Origin of the sequence: Psychromonas sp. L1A2 (assembly GCF_009828855.1) — a bacterium.
GTDB lineage: Bacteria > Pseudomonadota > Gammaproteobacteria > Enterobacterales > Psychromonadaceae > Psychromonas.
Window position 1 is genome coordinate 761620 of record NZ_WUAG01000001.1, and the last position, 20246, is coordinate 781865.

At 37.4% G+C, this 20246-nt stretch carries 17 protein-coding genes, 3 tRNA genes and 1 pseudogene; 20 read left to right on the top strand and 1 reads right to left on the bottom strand.

Features of this window, described 5'->3' with window-relative positions; genetic code table 11:
• Nucleotides 1-150 precede the first annotated feature (150 nt).
• The 18 genes and pseudogenes from secG (at nucleotide 151) to gnd (ending at nucleotide 17731) form a co-directional block, all read left to right on the top strand.
• Nucleotides 151-474 (top strand): preprotein translocase subunit SecG, encoded by a 324-nt coding sequence (gene secG / locus GQR59_RS03375; protein WP_160060709.1) that lies wholly within the window; start codon nucleotides 151-153, stop codon nucleotides 472-474.
• 11 nt (nucleotides 475-485) lie between these two features.
• A tRNA-Leu gene (locus GQR59_RS03380) sits at nucleotides 486-570 on the top strand.
• Between the two features lie 193 nt (nucleotides 571-763).
• A tRNA-OTHER gene (locus GQR59_RS03385) sits at nucleotides 764-854 on the top strand.
• 82 nt (nucleotides 855-936) lie between these two features.
• Nucleotides 937-1013 (top strand) — tRNA-Met (locus GQR59_RS03390).
• 471 nt (nucleotides 1014-1484) lie between these two features.
• A complete protein-coding gene (gene rimP, locus GQR59_RS03395; protein WP_160060710.1) occupies nucleotides 1485-1943 on the top strand; it encodes a ribosome maturation factor RimP in 459 nt (152 codons plus the stop codon).
• 14 nt (nucleotides 1944-1957) lie between these two features.
• Nucleotides 1958-3460, top strand: a complete 1503-nt coding sequence (gene nusA, locus GQR59_RS03400) for a transcription termination factor NusA (protein ID WP_160060711.1) — start codon at nucleotides 1958-1960, stop codon at nucleotides 3458-3460.
• 25 nt (nucleotides 3461-3485) lie between these two features.
• Nucleotides 3486-6132: pseudogene (infB, locus tag GQR59_RS03405) on the top strand (translation initiation factor IF-2).
• A 90-nt stretch (nucleotides 6133-6222) separates the two neighbouring features.
• Nucleotides 6223-6648 carry a 30S ribosome-binding factor RbfA gene (gene rbfA, locus GQR59_RS03410; protein WP_137297579.1) on the top strand — a complete coding sequence of 142 codons (426 nt, stop codon included), beginning with the start codon at nucleotides 6223-6225 and terminating at the stop codon, nucleotides 6646-6648.
• Nucleotides 6648-7586, top strand: a complete 939-nt coding sequence (gene truB / locus GQR59_RS03415; protein ID WP_160060712.1) for a tRNA pseudouridine(55) synthase TruB — start codon at nucleotides 6648-6650, stop codon at nucleotides 7584-7586. The genes rbfA and truB overlap by 1 nt, the downstream gene beginning before the upstream one ends.
• A gap of 107 nt (nucleotides 7587-7693) precedes the next feature.
• Nucleotides 7694-7903 carry a hypothetical protein gene (locus GQR59_RS03420; RefSeq protein WP_160060713.1) on the top strand — a complete coding sequence of 70 codons (210 nt, stop codon included), beginning with the start codon at nucleotides 7694-7696 and terminating at the stop codon, nucleotides 7901-7903.
• Between the two features lie 20 nt (nucleotides 7904-7923).
• Complete coding sequence (locus tag GQR59_RS03425) at nucleotides 7924-8526, top strand: protein-disulfide isomerase (RefSeq protein ID WP_160060714.1); 603 nt, start codon at nucleotides 7924-7926, stop codon at nucleotides 8524-8526.
• A 186-nt stretch (nucleotides 8527-8712) separates the two neighbouring features.
• Entirely contained in the window at nucleotides 8713-10572 is a 1860-nt protein-coding gene (locus GQR59_RS03430) for a TIGR00341 family protein (RefSeq protein ID WP_160060715.1), read from the top strand.
• Nucleotides 10573-10766: 194 nt separating this feature from the next.
• On the top strand, nucleotides 10767-12572 hold the full coding sequence (locus GQR59_RS03435) for a DEAD/DEAH box helicase (protein WP_025564735.1): 1806 nt from the start codon (nucleotides 10767-10769) through the stop codon (nucleotides 12570-12572).
• Between the two features lie 276 nt (nucleotides 12573-12848).
• Nucleotides 12849-13301 carry a DUF1499 domain-containing protein gene (locus tag GQR59_RS03440; RefSeq protein WP_025564736.1) on the top strand — a complete coding sequence of 151 codons (453 nt, stop codon included), beginning with the start codon at nucleotides 12849-12851 and terminating at the stop codon, nucleotides 13299-13301.
• A gap of 120 nt (nucleotides 13302-13421) precedes the next feature.
• Nucleotides 13422-13736 carry a hypothetical protein gene (locus GQR59_RS03445; protein WP_025564737.1) on the top strand — a complete coding sequence of 105 codons (315 nt, stop codon included), beginning with the start codon at nucleotides 13422-13424 and terminating at the stop codon, nucleotides 13734-13736.
• A 323-nt stretch (nucleotides 13737-14059) separates the two neighbouring features.
• Nucleotides 14060-15556: a glucose-6-phosphate dehydrogenase gene (zwf, locus tag GQR59_RS03450; RefSeq protein WP_160060716.1), complete on the top strand. Its 1497-nt coding sequence runs from the start codon at nucleotides 14060-14062 to the stop codon at nucleotides 15554-15556.
• Between the two features lies 1 nt (nucleotide 15557).
• Complete coding sequence (gene pgl / locus GQR59_RS03455; RefSeq protein WP_160060717.1) at nucleotides 15558-16283, top strand: 6-phosphogluconolactonase; 726 nt, start codon at nucleotides 15558-15560, stop codon at nucleotides 16281-16283.
• Nucleotides 16283-17731 (top strand): decarboxylating NADP(+)-dependent phosphogluconate dehydrogenase, encoded by a 1449-nt coding sequence (gene gnd / locus GQR59_RS03460; protein WP_160060718.1) that lies wholly within the window; start codon nucleotides 16283-16285, stop codon nucleotides 17729-17731. The genes pgl and gnd overlap by 1 nt, the downstream gene beginning before the upstream one ends.
• 433 nt (nucleotides 17732-18164) lie before the next feature.
• Here the strand turns inward: gnd and GQR59_RS03465 are convergent, their stop codons facing one another.
• The gene (locus GQR59_RS03465; protein ID WP_025564786.1) at nucleotides 18165-18524 is read right to left on the bottom strand and encodes an Imm51 family immunity protein; all 360 of its coding nucleotides are present in this window, start codon (nucleotides 18522-18524) and stop codon (nucleotides 18165-18167) included.
• A gap of 406 nt (nucleotides 18525-18930) precedes the next feature.
• Between GQR59_RS03465 and GQR59_RS03470 the strand changes: the two genes are divergently transcribed.
• Both GQR59_RS03470 and GQR59_RS03475 read left to right on the top strand, forming a co-directional pair.
• A complete protein-coding gene (locus GQR59_RS03470) occupies nucleotides 18931-19128 on the top strand; it encodes a hypothetical protein (RefSeq protein ID WP_025565096.1) in 198 nt (65 codons plus the stop codon).
• A 129-nt stretch (nucleotides 19129-19257) separates the two neighbouring features.
• Nucleotides 19258-20178: a LysR family transcriptional regulator gene (locus GQR59_RS03475; RefSeq protein ID WP_025565097.1), complete on the top strand. Its 921-nt coding sequence runs from the start codon at nucleotides 19258-19260 to the stop codon at nucleotides 20176-20178.
• Nucleotides 20179-20246: the final 68 nt, after the last annotated feature.

A 20246-nucleotide genomic window follows, 5' to 3' on the forward strand; every position in this document is an offset into this window, starting at 1 on the left:
ATGGTTTTTTATACTGTTTTGTAAAGAAGCTGTTAATGCGGCTAAATTGTCTTAATATTCACTTGTGATCCGCACTGGCATTGGGTAGTATTCGTCCGCTTCTTTGTGGGAGCAAATGAAGTTTTAACAAGATAAATTAGGTATATAAATATGTATGAGATACTGTTAGTTGTTTATTTAATTGTTTCAATTATTTTAGTTGGTTTTGTTTTAATCCAACAAGGTAAAGGAGCTGGTATGGGAGCATCATTTGGCTCAGGCGCTTCTAACACAGTATTTGGTGCAGGTGGTTCTGGTAACTTCATGACACGTACTACTGGTATTTTAGCATTAGCATTTTTTGTGCTGAGTTTAGTGCTAGGTAACCTTTCTACGCATAAAGTGTCAGTAAATGAAGATTTCTCAAACTTAGCGATTGAACAAACTACTGAAGTACCAGTAGAAGTTGATACCTCAACTCAAATCCCAGAGTAATATTTTAAAAAGCGGATATGGTGGAATTGGTAGACACGCAGCCTTGAGGGGGCTGTGGCTTAGGCCGTGAGAGTTCAAGTCTCTCTATCCGCACCAATTTAGGTTTTTTGATTGCGCTCAGATCACACTTTAGCTATAATGCTGCAGTTATTAGAGCAATTAAAAAGCCGTTTTAAGTGTAATGTTACAATAGATATATAGCCTCAATATTGTTTATTACACTTAGAAAAGATTTAGTTTAGATGTTTATTGCAAGTTTAATTTAAATATTTAAACACAACAGTACAGTTGCGAGATGGAGCAGTCTGGTAAAGTAAATCGTCGGGCTCCTTCTTGTAGATAAAAGGCGAAGGTCGTAGGTTCAAATCCTGCTCTCGCAACAAGTGCGTCGCACTTAGTTTAATATTTTAGTTTGAGTGTTGATTTTTAGTGAAATTTAACATTTAAACACAACAGTACAGTCGCGAGATGGAGCAGTCTGGTAGCTCGTCGGGCTCATAACCCGAAGGTCGTAGGTTCAAATCCTGCTCTCGCAACCACATTATGTTTGTTAATAGGGCTTTTAGCTCGTCGGGCTCAGCTCTTAATAAACAGGCGAAGGTCGGAAGTTTTTTAATTCTGCTCTCGCAACCACATTATGTTTATTGATAAAGTGTTAGTCGCTTGTCGGGTTCAGTTCTCAATAAACACGCGAAGGTGTAGGTGTTTTTAAATCCTGCTCCCGGAACCAGTTTTATAAAGTAATCTTTGACTACTTTATAGGTAAGTTTAAGAGATGAAACATTATCTCCTTACCACATTCGATATTGTAGTTTCCTATCGCAATATCTGTTTGATTTAATCAAACAAAACGAATGAAGCTCCAATTTATTGGGGCTTTTTTGTTATTTGCGTATTTGGTTTTTGTTTTAAATACGTTTTACTGACAACTTATGTTTATCAAAAATAAACATAAGTTGTTATTTAAATAGGGCTATATGCCCTTTTTTTGTTTCTGAAAGGGGATAGATTTGGCAAGTTTAGAAGAGCGTCTAACTGAAATGTTAGCGCCAAGTGTGGAAGACCTTGGCTATGAATTAGTTGGAGTTGAATACGTACGTGCGGGTAAACATTCAACATTGCGTGTTTATATTGACCAAGAAGAAGGTATTTTGGTTGATGACTGTGCAGCAGTGAGTCGTCAAGTCAGTGCTATTATGGATGTTGAAGATCCAATCACTAACGAGTACACACTTGAAGTATCGTCTCCAGGTATGGAAAGACCACTATTTAACGCTGCACAATATGCCGCGTTTTTAGGTGAAGAAGTGAAAATACAACTGCGTATGCCGATTCAAAATCGCCGCAGATGGAAAGGTGTTATTAGTAGTGTAGACGGTGAGATTATTTCCGTTTCTGTTGAGGGTAAAGAAGAGCGCTTTGCGCTGAGTAATATCCAGAAAGCGAACATAGTTCCAAAATTTGATTAATTAAGGCGTTAAAAATGAATAATAAAGAAATTTTATTGGTTGTTGAAGCTGTTTCAAATGAAAAAGGCTTACCAAGAGAAGCGATTTTTGAAGCATTAGAAAGTGCACTGGCTATTGCAACTAAAAAGAAATACGAATTAGAAATTGAAGTACGTGTTGATATCGACCGTGAAACGGGTAATTTTGATACTTTCCGTCGTTGGTTAGTATTAGAAAGTGAAGCAGAAATGGAAAACCCTTCAAAAGAGATGACATTTGAAGCTGCACAATATGACACCCCTGAAATTCAAGTCGGTGAATATATTGAAGACGAAATTGATTCAGTTACTTTTGACCGAATTACAACACAAACTGCAAAACAAGTTATCGTACAAAAAGTACGTGAAGCTGAGCGTGCGCAAGTTGTTGCTCAATATGCAGAAAAAGAAGGTGAGTTAATCACTGGTGTTGTTAAACGTATGACACGTGATAGCATTTTATTAGACTTAGGTAACAATGCTGAAGCGGTTATTTTCCGTGATGAGATGTTGCCTCGTGAAAACTTCCGTCCAGGCGATCGTTTACGCGGTTTATTATTTGCTGTACGTCCTGAAGCTCGTGGCGCACAATTGTTCATGACACGTACACAACCTGAAGTCTTAGTTGAGTTATTTCGCTTAGAAGTGCCTGAAATCGCTGAAGAGATGATTGACTTAATGGGCGCAGCCCGCGATCCTGGTTCACGTGCTAAAATCGCAGTGAAATCAAATGACCAACGTATCGATCCTATCGGTGCTTGTGTTGGTATGCGTGGTGCACGTGTGCAAGCCGTTTCAAATGAATTAGGCGGAGAGCGTGTTGATATTATCCTGTGGGATGAGAATCCAGCACAATTTGCAATTAATGCGATGGCACCTGCTGAAGTCGCTTCAATTGTTGTTGATGAAGATTCGCACAGCATGGATATTGCTGTAGAAGATGAAAATTTAGCACAAGCAATTGGTCGTAACGGTCAAAATATTCGTTTAGCATCTCAACTAACTGGTTGGGTATTAAATGTAATGACAGTAGCTGAATTAAAAACTAAACATCAAGCTGAAGCAGATGGCGTTATTTCGTTATTTACGTCAGCATTAGAAGTTGATGAAGACTTTGCTGGTGTGTTAGTGGAAGAAGGTTTTAGCTCTTTAGAAGAGATTGCCTACGTTCCTGCTGAAGAGTTATTAGCGATTGATGGTTTTGACGAAGACATGGTTGAAGAGCTACGTACTCGTGCTAAAGATGTACTAGCAACAAAAGCGCTTGCTGAAGAAGAAAGTCTTGAAGGTGCAAAACCTGCTGACGATCTCTTGGCACTTGAAGGCTTAGAGGCACACCTTGCATTTGTATTAGCAAGTAAAGGTGTGATTACATTAGAAGACTTAGCAGAACAAGCTGTTGATGATCTACTAGAGATTGATGAAAAACTAGATGCAGAAAAAGCAGCGGAATTAATTATGGCTGCTCGTAACATCTGCTGGTTTAGTGAAGATGCGTAATAGCGTCAGTATGGAGAAATAAATAATGTCAGAAATTCTATTAAAAGACCTCGCTAAAGACTTAAACAAATCTGAAGATGTGTTAGTTCAGCAGTTTGCTGCTGCAGGTATTACTAAAAAAGCTAGCGACAAAGTAAGCGTTGAAGAAAAAGAAAAGCTAACTACTTATTTGCAAAAGCAACATGGTGGCGAGCAAAAGCAAAAAATGACTTTACAACGTAAAACAAAAACAACGTTAAATATTAAAGGTCAATCAAACGCTGTTAATGTTGAAGTACGTAAAAAACGTACTTTTGTTAAACGTTCTGATGAAGAGATTCAAGCAGAAAAAGCGGCTGAACAAGCATTAAAAGAAGTAGAAGAAGCTAAAATTCAAGCAGAGTTAGATGCTAAAAAAGCACAAGCTGAAAAAGTATTAGCTGAAAAGTTAGCGGCTAAGAAAGAAGCTGAAGAAAAAGCAAAATTAGCAGCAGTCGCTAATAAGCAAAAAACAAGCGTCTACTAAATCTGTTAAAACAGAAGAACAACTTCGACTAGAAAAAGAACAAGCTGATTTGTTGAAAAAAGCAGAAACAGAAGCATTAGCTAAAGCTGAAAAAGACGCAGTTGAACAAGCTGAACTTGCTAAGAAATTAGCAGAAGAAAATGCGGCTCGTTGGGCAAAAGAAGAAGCTGACCGCAAAGCAGCTGAAGGTGCAGATTACCATGTAACTACATCAACAGAAGCACGAGCAGCAGAAGATGCAGTTGATACAAAAGCGGAAGGTCCAACACACCGTAAGAAAAAGAAAAAAGCACCTGCGGCTAAACCACTTGAAACAGTTTATAACCGTCGCGGTAATAACCGTCGTGGTAAAAAAGGTTCAACTGCAACACCACATGCATTACAACAAGCATTTGAAAAACCAGCTGCTAAAGTTGAACGTGATGTTAAAATTGGTGAAACAATTTCAGTTGCAGAACTAGCTAATAAAATGGCAGTTAAAGCAACTGAAGTGATCAAAGCGATGATGAAGATGGGTGCTATGGCAACTATCAACCAAGTTATCGACCAAGAAACAGCCTCTATTGTTGCTGAAGAAATGGGCCACAAAGTAATTCTAACGAAAGAAAATGAGTTAGAAGAGTCTTTAATGGCTGAAGCACAGCAAGGTGGTGCTAAAACATCTCGTGCACCTGTTGTAACTATCATGGGTCACGTTGACCACGGTAAAACATCACTACTAGATTACATTCGTCGTGCAAAAGTTGCTGACGGTGAAGCCGGTGGTATTACTCAGCATATCGGTGCTTACCATGTAGAAACTGATAAGGGCATGATTTCATTCCTAGATACTCCAGGACATGCTGCATTTACATCGATGCGTTCTCGTGGTGCTAAAGCAACGGATATCGTTGTCCTAGTTGTTGCTGCTGATGATGGTGTTATGCCACAAACAATCGAAGCGATTCAACATGCTAAAGCTGCTGGTGTTCCACTAATGGTTGCTGTGAATAAAATCGATAAAGAAGGTGCAGATTTTGACCGTGTTAAAACTGAACTTTCACAGCACGATGTTATTTCAGAAGAATGGGGCGGTGAAAACATCTTCTCATTCGTATCTGCAAAAGTAGGTACTGGTGTCGATGCGTTATTAGATAGCATCTTACTACAAGCTGAAATGTTAGATTTAGAAGCCGTTTCAACAGGTCCTGCATCAGGTGTTGTTATTGAATCTCGTCTTGATAAAGGTCGTGGTCCAGTTGCTTCTATTCTTGTTCAACAAGGTGAACTTAAGCAAGGCGATATCGTTCTTTGTGGTCTTGAGTACGGACGTGTTCGTGCAATGCGTGACGAAAACGGTAAAGCGATTGAATCTGCTGGTCCATCTATCCCTGTTGAAGTATTGGGCTTATCAGGTGTACCACAAGCGGGTGATGAAGCGACTGTTGTTAAAGATGAAAAGAAAGCACGTGAAGTTGCATTATACCGTCAAGGTAAATTCCGTGATATTAAACTTGCTCGTCAACAAAAAGCGAAACTTGAAAACATGTTCTCTAACATGGAATCAGGCGATGTATCTGAACTTAACTTAGTACTTAAAGCTGATGTTCAAGGTTCATTAGAAGCAATTTGTGAGTCACTAAACAAACTATCTACAGATGAAGTTAAAGTTAACATCATCGGTCGTGGTGTTGGTGGTATTACTGAAACTGACGCTTCATTAGCATCAGCTTCTGGCGCAATCGTAATCGGCTTTAACGTTCGTGCAGATGCAACAGCACGTAAGTTAATTGATAACGAAGCGGTTGAATTACGTTACTACAGCATCATCTATGATCTAATTGATGAAGTTCGTGCTGCAATGAGTGGTTTATTAGCACCTGAATTCAAACAAGAAATCACAGGTATTGCTGATGTACGTGAAGTCTTCAAATCTCCTAAGATCGGCGCAATCGCTGGTTGTATGGTGACTGAAGGTATTATTAAACGTAACAACCCAATTCGTGTTCTACGTGAAAACGTGGTTATTTACGAAGGTGTGCTTGAGTCTCTACGTCGCTTTAAAGATGACGCAACTGAAGTTCGTAACGGTGTTGAGTGTGGTATCGGCGTTAAGAACTACAACGATGTTCGCGTAGGTGACCAAATAGAAGTATTTGAAATTATTGAAGTAAAACGTACTCTTTAATTTTAAATCTTAATAACTATTAAGAATGGGGGCTTATGCCTCCATTCTCATTTAAAACAACGCTTAATTTGCGTTGATTAGGAGTTACAAATGGCAAAAGAATATAGCCGTGCTTCTCGAGTTTCTCAGCAAGTACAAAAAGAACTTGCTCGAATCTTACAACAAGAAGTTAAAGATCCACGCATTGGAATGGTTACCATTTCTGGCGTTGACATTACACGTGACCTTGCTTATGCAACGGTATATGTGACCTTTTTTACTGTTGGTGAACAAACAAACGATGAATCATTAAAAGGCTTAAATGCTGCTGCTGGTTACGTCCGTCGTTTACTGGGTAAAGCAATGAAGCTACGTATCGTTCCTGAAGTACGTTTTTGCTTTGATGAAACACTGACTGAAGGCTTACGTATTTCAGAGCTAGTGAGTGGCGCAGTAAAAAATGACAAAGTTAAATTAAAAGAAGCTGGCCGCGAAGAAGAAGCGCTAGAAGCAACAGAAGAAGAGGAAGCGAAGTAATGGCAAAACGTGGAAAGGGTCGCCCGATCAATGGCATCGTATTATTAGATAAACCTACGGACATCAGTTCCAACCATGCTTTACAACGTGTAAAACGAATTTTCTTTGCTCAAAAAGCAGGTCATACCGGTGCCTTAGATCCATTGGCAACAGGTATGTTACCTGTTTGTTTAGGTGAAGCGACTAAGTTCTCTCAATTTCTATTAGACTCAGACAAACGCTATACCGTCACAGCTACCTTAGGTGTAAGAACTGATACCAGTGATTCTCAAGGTGATGTAGTTTGTGAAAAGCCTGTTTCAGTCACTCAAGCACAACTTGATATTGCCCTTGATACGTTCCGTGGCGAAATTGAACAAGTTCCTTCTATGTATTCAGCCTTGAAATTTGAAGGTAAGCCTCTATATAAATATGCACGTGAAGGGATTACGATTGATCGTCCTGCACGTCCTATTACTGTTTATGAAATCAAGCAATTACGTTTTGAAGACAATGAAATTGATTTAGATATTCATGTTAGTAAAGGGACTTATATTCGTACTATTGTTGATGATTTAGGCGAATTATTAGGGTGTGGTGCACATGTTTCAATGTTACGTCGTACACAGGTTGCTGATTACCCTTACGAACGTATGGTCACTATTGAAACCTTAGAAGCATTAATAGAAAAAGCAAAAGAAGAAGACGTTAGCCCTTATGACTTATTAGATCCATTATTATTAGAGATGGATACGGCGGTTAAAAACTATCCCGAAGTAAATATTTCCGATGAAATGGGTGCTTATGTATTACACGGTCAACCGGTACAAGTATTTGGTGCACCAGACAATACAATTGTTAGAATTACCGTTGGCGAGCAACGTACGTTTATTGGTGTTGGGCAAATGAATGATGATGGTTTGGTTGCACCAAAGCGGTTAGCGAACCTAGATCTTTAAAGAATGAATTTATAAAGAATGGACCTATAATCAACTAATTTATAAGTCTCCAATTTATAAGTTAACGTTAAGTTAAATTGAAACTAAAACAGATTGGCACCGCTAAGATGACTAAAATAGATTTTTCTCAAATAAATAAAACTGCTGCTGAATCTTTTAATCAACAGCGTAATGTTATTAAACGTCTTGCGAAGGGAAAAAAAGTACTTTGCGACCAATGCCAACAAGCGTTAACGTTAACGGTATTAAGTGAAGGCGAAAGTGGCGTGCAATGTATTAAAGGTTGCACCCAAATTAATTTAGAACTCGACGCTTAGGCGTTGAAAAGGTAGATTTTATGAGCTCAGAATTATATTTTATTTACGACTCTCATTGCCCATGGAGTTATGCTGCAACACCATTAGTGGTTGCTTTAGATGACGCTTTTCCTGAAATGGAAGTTCATGCTTGGCACTGCGCTAATTATGATGGTGGTAACAGTGTTGGTTTTAATACGATTAAATCAGTTGAAAAAGAAAGTGATGTTCCTTTTTCACAGGAATACGTTCGTTTCGCCGATAGTCCTAAGAATAGTGTTATCAGTGCAAACTTATTAGCTTGGATCTCAACTAAACAATCAGATAAATTATTACCTGTATTACAAGCACTGCAACATGCTCATTTTGTAGAAGGTAATTCTTTAGGTAAAAAAATAGATTTTACTGAACTGGCAGATGACCTAAAACTATCAATACCAAATAAAGTATTTAAAGAAGAGTTAAGCAAAGACGCTCTTTATGTTTTATCTGATATTAATGATTTACAAGGATTCATGGGAACGGTTTCTTTTCCTGCTTTATTACTAGTACATAATGATAATGCAGTTCTATTAAATCATGCACAATATATAGGTGACCCAGCCAGTATTGTGGCAGATGTAGAAAAGCAGTTACAAGACTAAAAGTACGATAATTGTCATCAGCTTAATCAAAAAAGTGAAATGATTTTAATGATCATTTCACTTTAAATATAAACTCTTCACTACCACTATTCATTATTACCCTTCATAACTAACAGTTACTTATTGCACTACCTCTCACCTATACGCATACTGTATTTTTATAAATTTCTTCAGTGAGAATGTATTATGGCCGATAGTTTCCTACTTTTTGATATTGCACAAAAAGATCAATTAACAGATAACGTATTAGCGTTTTTTGAAGAAACTATTTTACCAAGAGCCTGGGAAAATGAACCTGTACAGTTTAATAAAGATAGTCGTGTTTACGCCTATGTAAATGATCAACAAGCACCTGCAGTTATTCAAGCCGCTATCGATGGTGGCTGGCAACTTGCTATTTTGCCTCATCCTGAATCGATCTATGCTAAACGTGGATTTTGTGCACAAAGTAATTTAAAGAAAGCGATTCAAGAAGCCGAAAAAAGCCAACCCGCACAAGTTGATGTTGTACGTTGTAACGGTAAAATTTTACTTTCTGAATTGGTTTTTGGAGAAAGCTTTAACTTATTGCCAAGTGCTAAAAGCTTAGGTTTTATTGAAAGACTTAAACTAGGATGGAAAAATCTTGGTAAAATTCGACATGCTTGTCCTAAACAAGTTACTTTTAATACTGAGAATGAAAGTAGTTTTACGACTGCTGCGCTAGGTGTTGTTATTACTGCTCATGTTCATGACTCTTGGTTATCTAAACACATTCTGCCTAATAGCCATATTAATGACGGTATGTGCCACGTAATGCTGATTGCACCACGTAGTATTATGGAACTATTACGATTTATTACTATCTCTACATTAGGTCGTTATTATTCACTACCTAGCTTCCTGGGGTTAATTAAAACAAAAAGTATAGAGTTCACTAATGGTGACGTTTTACATTATCAAATTGATGGACAAGAAGAACAATCTGAGTCGTTATCCATTCAAACAGAAAGTCATGTATTAACCTTATTAGTGGGAGAATCTTTACCGATTATAGATACTTCTAGTGCACAAAAAGAACAACTCAAAATTAAAGGTCTACCATCTGGTGAAGCGGTGAATGAATTAGCCACTAAACCGTTAGCCTTTATTGCGCATGCTGCAACAGATGAGTTTAAAGACCTGTATCAATTACTCAGAGATAACGCGACAACATCATCTGCATTCCTAACCTTAATGGCATTATCAACCTTACTCGCAAGCGTAGGGCTCTTTGCAAGCTCTGCCCCTGTGATTATCGGTGCGATGATCTTAGCGCCTCTAATGGGGCCTATTATTTCACTTTCGATGGCACTCGCACGACAAGACCCTTCATTGCTTACTGCGAGTGCAACAACCTTAGGCATAGGAATATTAGTCTCTTTAGGTTTTTCATCTGTTGCGAGTTTTATTATCCCGATGGAAATTGTCACCCCTGAAATTGCGGCTCGGTTAAGTCCAAGTTTATTAGACTTAGGGGTTGCGGTTATTTCTGGTATTGCTGGTGCTTATGCGCACGCGCGTGTTGATGCAGCTAAAAGCTTAGCGGGTGTTGCGATCGCCGTAGCGCTTGTGCCACCATTAGCAGTAACAGGTATTGGTATTGGCTGGTTAGATTCGCACGTCGCTTGGGGCGCTTTATTATTATTCCTAACTAACTTGGCAGGTATTGTCTTTGCTGCAGCATTGACCTTTCTTGCTTTAGGATTTGCTCCTTTCACTCGCGCTAAAAAAGGCCTGATGATTGCTTTTATTGGTGTGACACTTGTTTCTATCCCGTTGGTGTTTAGTTTTTTACGTTTATCTGAAGAAGCGAAAATAATGCAACAGCTTGAAGGTAAAAGAATAGGGGAGGTCGTGATCAGAGAAGTGTACGCAAGAGCATTAGAGCCAGTTGAAATCTCTGTCAAATTAGTGACGCCTGAAACCTTAACCAGTGAAAAACTTGATGCGATCAAAGACAGTATTGAATCGGAGTTACAACAAGATGTCATTATGGAAGCACAAGTCATTATTCGTCGGGAATAATGGTTTTATTGGGTTTTAATTCGCTTTTTAGTTGAGTTTTCGCCGCCCTTTTTTATACTTTGAGTATAAATAAAGGGCGGTTAAAACTTATCTAAAAAATGTTAAGCTACTTTCTTCTTATTAGGTAGTTAGTCGTTAATATTAATCGTTAGCTATCAACAATCAGTTATCAGCAATCAAAAGCGTACTTCTTTATGTTTACACTTCGTCCCTATCAACAAGATGCCGTTAATGCGACTCTGCATTATTTCCGTCGATTTAGTACACCTGCCGTATTAGCTTTATCAACAGGTGCAGGCAAGAGTTTGATTATTGCAGAGCTTGCTAGGATAGCGAAAGGACGTGTGTTAGTACTTGCTCACGTTAAAGAACTAGTGGAACAAAACCACGCTAAATATGAAAGCTATGGCGTTGAAGCGTCTATATTTTCCGCAGGGTTAGGGCGTAAAGAAACGTCTGAACAAGTTGTATTTGCTTCAGTACAATCCATTGTAAATAACCTTGAGCTTTTTGATGATGCTTTTTCCTTACTGGTGATAGATGAATGTCACCGTGTCCCGATGCAAGGTGACTCAAGTTATCAAAAAGTGATTAAACACTTACAGTCTATCAATCCAAATTTAAAAGTTTTAGGGTTAACTGCAACCCCTTATCGTCTGGGCTTAGGGTGGATATATCAATATCACACCCGTGGACAAGTTCGCAGTGAAGAACCACGTTTTTTCCGAGATTGTATTTTTGATTTACCGATTCGATTTTTGTTAGATGAGCACTTTTTAACTGAGCCTAAAGTCATGGATATGGCGGTTTTAAGTTATGATTTTTCTCAAATAAGTCCAGCTAATACGGGGAGTTATCGAGAGGCTGATTTAAATAAAGTGATTGAGAAGTCTGGTCGTGCGACACCTGAAATTATTAAGTCGGTTATTCATCACGCAGAAAAAAGACAAGGGGTGATGATCTTCGCTTCTACGGTAAAACATGCTCAAGAAATATTAGGTTATCTGCAAGATGAAAGTGCTGCATTAATTATTGGCGATACGGCAGGTAAAGATCGTGATCAAATTATCCAAGATTTTAAAAATAAAAAAATAAAGTATCTCGTCAATGTTTCCGTATTAACTACAGGGTTTGATGCGCCACATGTTGATTTAATTGCTATTTTACGTCCAACTGAATCTATCAGCTTATATCAACAAATAGTAGGGCGAGGGTTGCGCTTGGCTGAAGGCAAAAAAGATTGTTTAGTCATGGAGTTTGCAGGGAACTGCTACGATTTATACGAGCCTGAAGTTGGTCAGGAAAAGCCTGAAAGTGGCAGTGAAATAGTGACTATCCCTTGTCCGGCTTGTCAGTTTAATAATAACTTTTGGGGGAAATTAGATCCTGCTGGTTTTGTGATTGAACATTATGGTCGTAAATGCCAAGGGTACTCATTAAAAATCACCGAAGATGATGACGGTAATAAATTTGAAGAACGCGTGCATTGTAACTATCGTTTTCGGGCTAAATTTTGCGACCAGTGTGGAATGGATAATGATATTGCAGCGCGTGTTTGTGGTCATTGTGAAGCCGTATTAGTAGACCCAGATAAAAAACTGCGTGAAGCATTAAAGTTAAAAGATGCAATGATTATTCGTTGTGATGATATGCAACTTGAGGCGACTAAAAATAAACACGGTAAGAATCAATTAAAGGTAACTTATAGTGGTGGCCAAGGACAAATTAGTGAATTTTGGCAATTGACCACCGCCAAGCAAAAAGCACAATTTCTACAACGTTTTATTCAACCACATTTAATTGATCGCTTTAGACCTTTCACTGACAGTTCAGTAACCAAGGTAATTAATAATGAACATCGTTTGCAGCCTCCAGAAATAGTGATCGCTAACAAAGTGGGGCGGTTTTGGCAGATAAGGGATAAATTATTTAATATTCAACAATTCCCAAAAGCGCTCGAAGTGTTACAACAGATGGAGTCGTCGGAGATAGAAGCATAAGTGAAGAGCTTAACCGTCAATCATTTATTGAATAAGTAACTTAAAACAATGAATGGCTAAATGAGAAGCATCATATTATGATCTTTTTATAAGCCAATGGCATATTACTGATTATATGAAAAGCATTGTTTTTGTAATTAAAAATTGTAATTACAAGTTATCATCAAAACTTTAATCAACAAGATGTTAACCGAAAAGTACTGGCACTTAGCTCACTTTGTCATGCTAGAATTTTTCAACACTTTATTAACTAGACTAAATTAACGGGACTAAAAAATGCAAAAATTCTTTTATATCTTAGCCGCAATTATTATTTTAATCGTCATCGCTTTTTTTGTATTAGGGTTAGTCTCTAAAAAAGGCCAAGCACCAGGAATACAAGCAGGACATTTACAACCTTGTGTCAGCGCAGAAAACTGTGTGATCAGTGAAAGTATTGAGGGGGATAAAAGTACTATTGAACCGTTGGCTTTTAGTGGTGATAAAAATGAATTTTTAGGTAAAGCCAAAGCAGCTGTAGAATCTCTGGGTGGCGAAATAGTACGTATTGAAACAGATTATATTGCAGCTACTTTTACGTCTGGCATTTTTGGTTTTGTTGATGACTTAGAGTTAAGAGTGAGTGATGATAACTTATTGCATTTTCGCTCTGCTTCACGAGTTGGCCGCAGCGACTTAGGTGCAAATAAAAAGCGTGTTGATACATTGAAAGCTTTACTGATTAAATAAATTGCTTCTTTTATTCCTATTGTTGATAACTGATTTTTTTGAAAAAAAACTTTCTGTTGTTCGCATAGGATTATAAAAATTGGTTGATCAACATTACCATTTTCACGTCAGGAATAATGAATGAATAAAAATATCGAACGGCTGTTAACGTTAGTGGCGAGTGTAAATGACCAATTAATAGAAAAGCATCAGCAACTCTCTACTACGGTCGGGTTGTTAGAGCAAAGCTTACAAGCGTCGAATGCAGTCACTGTCGAGAATATTAAACTTAAACAAAGGTTAATGTTTATTATCTTGGATGCTAATCCTGAGATTGTAGGAGTCGGAACGGGGAAAGCAGGGACGGAAGATTTTGTATTTATTGATCAATATAAACTCGGAGAGTTGTCTGCTCAACTGGTGATTGAGTTAATGGAACAACATCTCCTAAGCTAATTTTTATTTTTAATTAATTTTTACTTTTAACTAATGGTTTCTTCGAAATTAAAAATCTATTTAATTAAATTATCAAACTAAGTTAACTCTGACTACCATTAGCAATAGTAACAGCACCCACCAATTATCTAAGCAAATAAACATACATCGATTAACTTTAAAATTAATACATCACTGAATTTAATAAATCAGTTTTTGAAATACAAATAATCTATTGAATCCGTAGTAAATGTAAATTACTGTGGTCTATGGTTATGAGTGTTTTTCCCTCAATCTAAGTCACTTTTTAATCTTTTTCGCCTCTCTCATTGAAGGATAGATTAATGTTAACTCTTGAAAATAACTGCATTGTGATTTTTGGCGCCTCTGGTGATCTCACACAACGCATGCTAATTCCCGCGCTTTATAAATTATATTCACATCAAAAATTATCTTCTTCATTTGCTATTTTAGGTGTTAGTCGCAGTACTTATGACGACCAAAGTTTCCGTGATAAATTAATAAAAGATCTCGCTTCAGACGATAATGTAGATCTTGAGTCATTAGATAAGTTTTGTGAGCATTTATTTTATCAAGTCATGGATCCCGAAAATAAAGATGAATATACGGCACTTAAGCAGCGAATTCAGTCCATCGAAACAGAATTGAAAATAGACAGTAATACGCTATTTTATCTTGCGACTCCACCTAGCTTATATTCTGTTATTCCTCAAAATCTTGCTGCTCAAGGGTTGAATGTTGAAGATGATGGCTGGAAGCGATTGGTTATTGAAAAACCTTTTGGTTATGACCTTGAGTCGGCTATTGCGCTTGATAAAATCTTGTATCAGGACTTTACAGAGGATCAAATTTATCGAATTGACCATTACCTCGGTAAAGAAACGGTGCAAAATATGTTAGTGCTGCGCTTCGCTAATAGTATTTTTGAACCGCTGTGGAATTCAAAATACATTGATTATATTGAAGTGACAGGCGCTGAAGACTTAGGCATCGGTTCTCGCGGTGGTTATTATGATAATGCCGGCGCGATGCGCGATATGATACAAAATCATTTATTGCAAGTGATTGCGATGGTCGCTATGGAACCGCCTGCAGTCATCAATGCCGACTCAATGCGTGATGAAGTGGTTAAAGTGTTGCAATGCCTAAAACCATTAAACGAGGATGATCTAAAACATAACTTAGTATTAGGACAATATACAAAATCCCATGTAGGTGATGAATGTTTATTAAGTTATCGTGAAGAAAACGGGGTACCTGAGGATTCTCGTACAGAAACCTATATTGCACTTAAAATGTTCATCAAAAATTGGCGCTGGGACGGTGTGCCGTTTTATGTACGTACCGCCAAGCGTATGCCAACACGCGTGACTGAAGTTGTGATCAATTTTAAGAAAACACCTCATCCTGTTTTTTCTGATAATCCACCTGATAATAAACTGATTATGCGTATTCAACCTGATGAAGGTACATTATTAAGTTTTGGTTTAAAAAAGCCAGGAGCAGGTTTTGAAACAGAACCGGTGGCAATGGATTTTCATTATAGTAATTTAAAAAACTCCGCACTGTTATCTGCCTATGAACGTTTATTATTAGATGTGTTAAAGGGCGATGCGACACTCTTTTCTAGAAGTGATGCTGTTCGTGCTTGTTGGGAGTTTGTACAACCGATTCTTGATTATAAAAAAAATAAGTTTGATCTTTATGGCTATGCCGCGGGAACATGGGGACCGATTGAAGCAGAGGCCTTATTTAAAAATGGGCAAACTTGGCGTTCTCCTTGTAAGAATTTAACCGACACTGATTACTGCGAGCTATAATATGAATAATATTATTTTCGATTCAACTCAATCTTTACTTGAACAACTTGCTAATGAATTACTGCGATTAAGTGAAAGCGAACAGCCTATTCATATCTCTTTATCGGGTGGTTCAACGCCTAATCTTTTGTTTGATTATTTAGCGAACTCTCACTTTTCCACCACCATAAATTGGCAACAGTTACACTTTTGGTGGGGAGACGAACGTTGTGTAGCGGCAGAAGATCCAGAAAGTAACTATGGACAATGTAAACAACGTTTATTCGATCATATTACTATTCCTGCTGATAATATTCATCGTATTCGTGGTGAAACCCCACCAGAGCAAGAAGCCATTCGTTATGCGCAGGAAATTCAATTAAGTGTGCCTGTTTACGATGGGCTTCCACAATTTGACTGGATTATATTGGGCATGGGAGGAGACGGTCATACCGCGTCTATTTTCCCTGGGCAAACTAATTATGAAGAGACTAACTTAACCTTTCTTGCAACACAGCCGCAAAGTGGACAGTTACGTATTTCAAAAACAGCGCATTTAATTGAGCACAGTAAACGCATTACCTATTTAGTCATGGGAGCAAGTAAAGCGGATATTATTTATAAAATAAATACTCAGAATAACAGTCGTGATCTTTATCCTGCCGCCCATATTTCAGCTAAAACAGGGATAACTCAATTTTATTTAGATCCAGAATCTTCAACACGATTACCAAAAGGAAAGAAATAATGAATGCTGATATCGCAGTCATAGGCCTAGCCGTGATGGGACAAAACCTGATTTTAAATATGAATGATCATGGCTTTAAAGTCGTTGCTTATAATCGTACCGTCTCTAAAGTTGATCAATTTTTAGAAACGACTGCTAAAGACACTGATATTGTTGGTGCCCATTCTCTTGAAGAGATGGTGAGTTTACTCGCAGCCCCTCGAAAAATTATGTTGATGGTGCGTGCCGGGGAGGTCGTTGATCACTTTATTGATGCGCTCATTCCTTTACTCGATAAAGGCGATATCATCATTGATGGAGGTAACTCTAATTATGTTGATAGTAACCGTCGCGTTGAAAAGTTGAGTCAATTAGGCCTTCATTTTGTGGGGGCTGGTGTCTCAGGTGGCGAGGAGGGGGCACGTTTTGGGCCGTCTATTATGCCTGGTGGAGATGTAAAAGCATGGCCACATATCAAACCTATTTTTCAAGGCATTTCTGCAAAAACAGATCAAGGTGATCCTTGTTGTGATTGGGTCGGTAATGCAGGATCGGGCCACTTTGTCAAAATGATCCACAACGGTATTGAATATGGTGATATGCAGCTTATCAGCGAAGCTTATCACTTTATGAAAGAAGCGTTATTAATGTCTCATGAAGAGATGGAAGCGACTTTTAAAAAATGGAATGAAACGGAACTCAATAGTTATTTAGTAGAAATTACTATCGATATACTTGCCTTCAAAGATACTGATGGCCAACCACTTGTTGAAAAAATAATGGATACCGCAGGCCAAAAAGGAACCGGTAAATGGACAGGGATTAATGCATTGGATCTTGGTATTCCACTGACCTTAATTACAGAGTCTGTATTTACACGTTACCTTTCTTCTCTTAAACAACAACGAGTGGATGCGAGCAATTTATTTAATAAATCAATTACACCTATTACAGAGAACAAAGAACAATGGATAGAGGCATTACGTGATGCACTATTAGCCAGTAAAATAATCTCTTATGCACAAGGGTTTATGTTAATGAAACAAGCATCAGAAGATAACAACTGGGAGCTCAATTACGGTAATGTTGCTTTAATGTGGCGTGGTGGTTGTATTATACGCAGTGCATTTTTAGGCAATATTCGTGATGCTTTCGTCGCAGAGCCAGAGTTAACCTTTTTAGGATTAGATTCTTACTTTAAAACGATCTTACAGCGTTGTTCACCAGCGTGGAGAGACGTTACTTCGAAGTCGTTACAAATAGGTCTACCAATGCCTTGTATGACGTCATCATTAACGTTCCTCGATGGTTATACCACTGCTCGTTTACCTGCCAATATGATTCAAGCACAACGTGATTATTTCGGCGCGCATACTTTTGAACGAATCGATACGCCAGAGGGAGAGTTTTTCCATAATGATTGGACTGGTCATGGCGGTAATGTGTCATCTACCACCTATGATGCTTGATTAGATAAAGAGGTGTAGTTAAAACGTATTATTCATACCGTTGCTGTTAAGCTTTTTGCTGAAACAGTAACGGTATAATTTTCATCTTTTAGCCTTTTCAGATTTAACCTCTTAGTCTCATCATTTAAATCAGCGGTAAGTTTTTACGCGGAATTAACTTGGTCTAAAAGACGAGTGACAAAACAGGCGACAGCACCAAATAGGATAAATGTGTGTAGGCTTTGATCAACTTGCTAATATATTACTAATACCAAAAGAATTAATAAGGTGATCATTCTTGCTGGTTAAAATTACCTCTAACTGCGTTGTGAGTTTTGAAGTGAGAACAACTATCTCCTACAACTCACGCCTTATTAGTGTTAATTTTTCCTGCGCAATCCCTGAACACTTATTTAATTCCATTGGTATAAGGGGAAAAAATTGAGTGGAAACATTATTGACAAGGAATCGGCTGATTCGGCACAAAATCATATTGTGCGTAGCGTTCAATGCAAGCATCTAGCAGTGCCTCATTATCGTAAAACTCAAACACTATTTCTGCTATTTCGTGTAAAGCATCCCTATCATCACTACTAATACAAAACATGTCATGGTCAGTGCCTAGAGATAGTTTAGTCAGAAGCGCTGGGTTTTTCTCGGCTAGCATATTTTCAATAACCATCCCCCAATCTTCAGCATCACCTAGAAAGTCATGAACTTCAAATGCTTTCCATTTTAAATCACCTAATGTAAGACTATGTTTCTTTTGAAAACTTGAAAACAAAAACGGCTGAAAAGCATTGGGTTGTTTCATAAAAGATCTCTTTAATGAGTGGATGGAGGAACTAAGTTATAACCTATCCTATCCCTATTAAAATTATGAATAATGCTATGCATCATGCTTTTGAATTTAATAATGTTTAAAAATCTAAATAGAGATTGTGTTTTATTTATTTGTGAGCAGGGAGGCATAACAATAATAGCCAAGAAAGAGTTAATCGATATCAGGCGATCATGATGAAAGGTATAATATGCTTTTTGATAATAAATCTATAGGTTGTTGTATTTTAAGTTTTTTTTTTCATTATTTTAGATTTCTTCAAATAAAAATAATTAAAGTATTGCTGTTCATTGTCACGTATCGCATATACTGATGATATTCCACATTTAAAATAACAGTGTGGAAAATTAATATTCAAAGATAAAAATATAAGGTGTGTATGAACGTAAATAAAATAGCGTTAACTATTGGCTTGATTTGTATTCTGCTTGGCACGACAGTATCTGTGTTGGGTATTTGGGGATATATTGGCGACACTGGTTTAGTGTGGCGTGCATTATCAACATTAGGTGTTGTATTACTGGGTGTTATTTTATCCGTCGCTATCAATAATATGACCACGGGAAAGGATAAGTAGTCGTTAAACCTTTATTACTTGTATGGTAATTAATAATGAAGGCAAATATAAAGTTTTATTTGTTTCTGATAACATTTTTTGGTGTGATGACGTTTTTGTATGAAAAGCGATTAAGTAGGTAAATAGAATATGGAAATTTCTCAATTAACCCGCATCAATATTAATTTATTAGTCACATTGCAAGTGCTATTACAGGAACGTAATGCTTCATCTGCTGCGATAAGGTTAAACTTAAGTCAGTCGACTATTAGCAAAAATTTGTCGCAGCTAAGGCATATCTTTGGTGACCCTTTATTTCATCGAATTTCTCATGGTTTAATACCGACGCCATTAGCCCAAGAGCTAGAGCCAAAATTGAATGTAGCAGTAAATGCTATTAATGAAATATTCTCCCCATTAGAATTTAACCTTAAAGAATATAAGGGCTGTTTTAATATTTCAATGCAAGAAAGTGCTTTTGAATTTGTATTATCAAAAGTAATGCAACAAGTATTAGATGAAGCGCCTAATATGAGAATTAACACTTGGTTTAAAGACAATATTAGCATTGAACAATTAAACCAAGGGCGATTAGATTTTGTGATTATTCCGCATGATGTTGGCCAACAAATTAATTTAAATAATCAGCTTAATATCGACGAGTTATACAGGGATGAACTAGTTTGTTTAGTACGAGATAAAAATCCTTTATTGCAAAAAAAATGGGATCAGCAAGCCTATTTAAATAGTAAACATATCCATGTTAAAGATAATGAACTGGGGTTACCTATGTTTGATCAATCGTTATCTAAACTAGGTTTTCAAAGGGATGTGATAGTACAAGCTCCTGATTTTAATGCCGCGACCAGTTTATGTTGCCATTCTGATTTAGTATTCACGACGACTAAAAATTGGGCTGACTCAGTTTTAAACTCTAAGCAATTAGTGAAACTCAATTTACCTTGTCCATCGGATCCTGTGGTTTATTCACTTATTTGGCATCAACGTAGTGAAACGAATCACGCTAATCGTTGGTTACGGACACAGTTATTAAATCTATTTAAAGCCTAACTTTATTTTCTTTACTGCTGTCAGTTGAGGAAAGTTAAGCTTCAACGTCCGGTTAAGTATTAAGGACT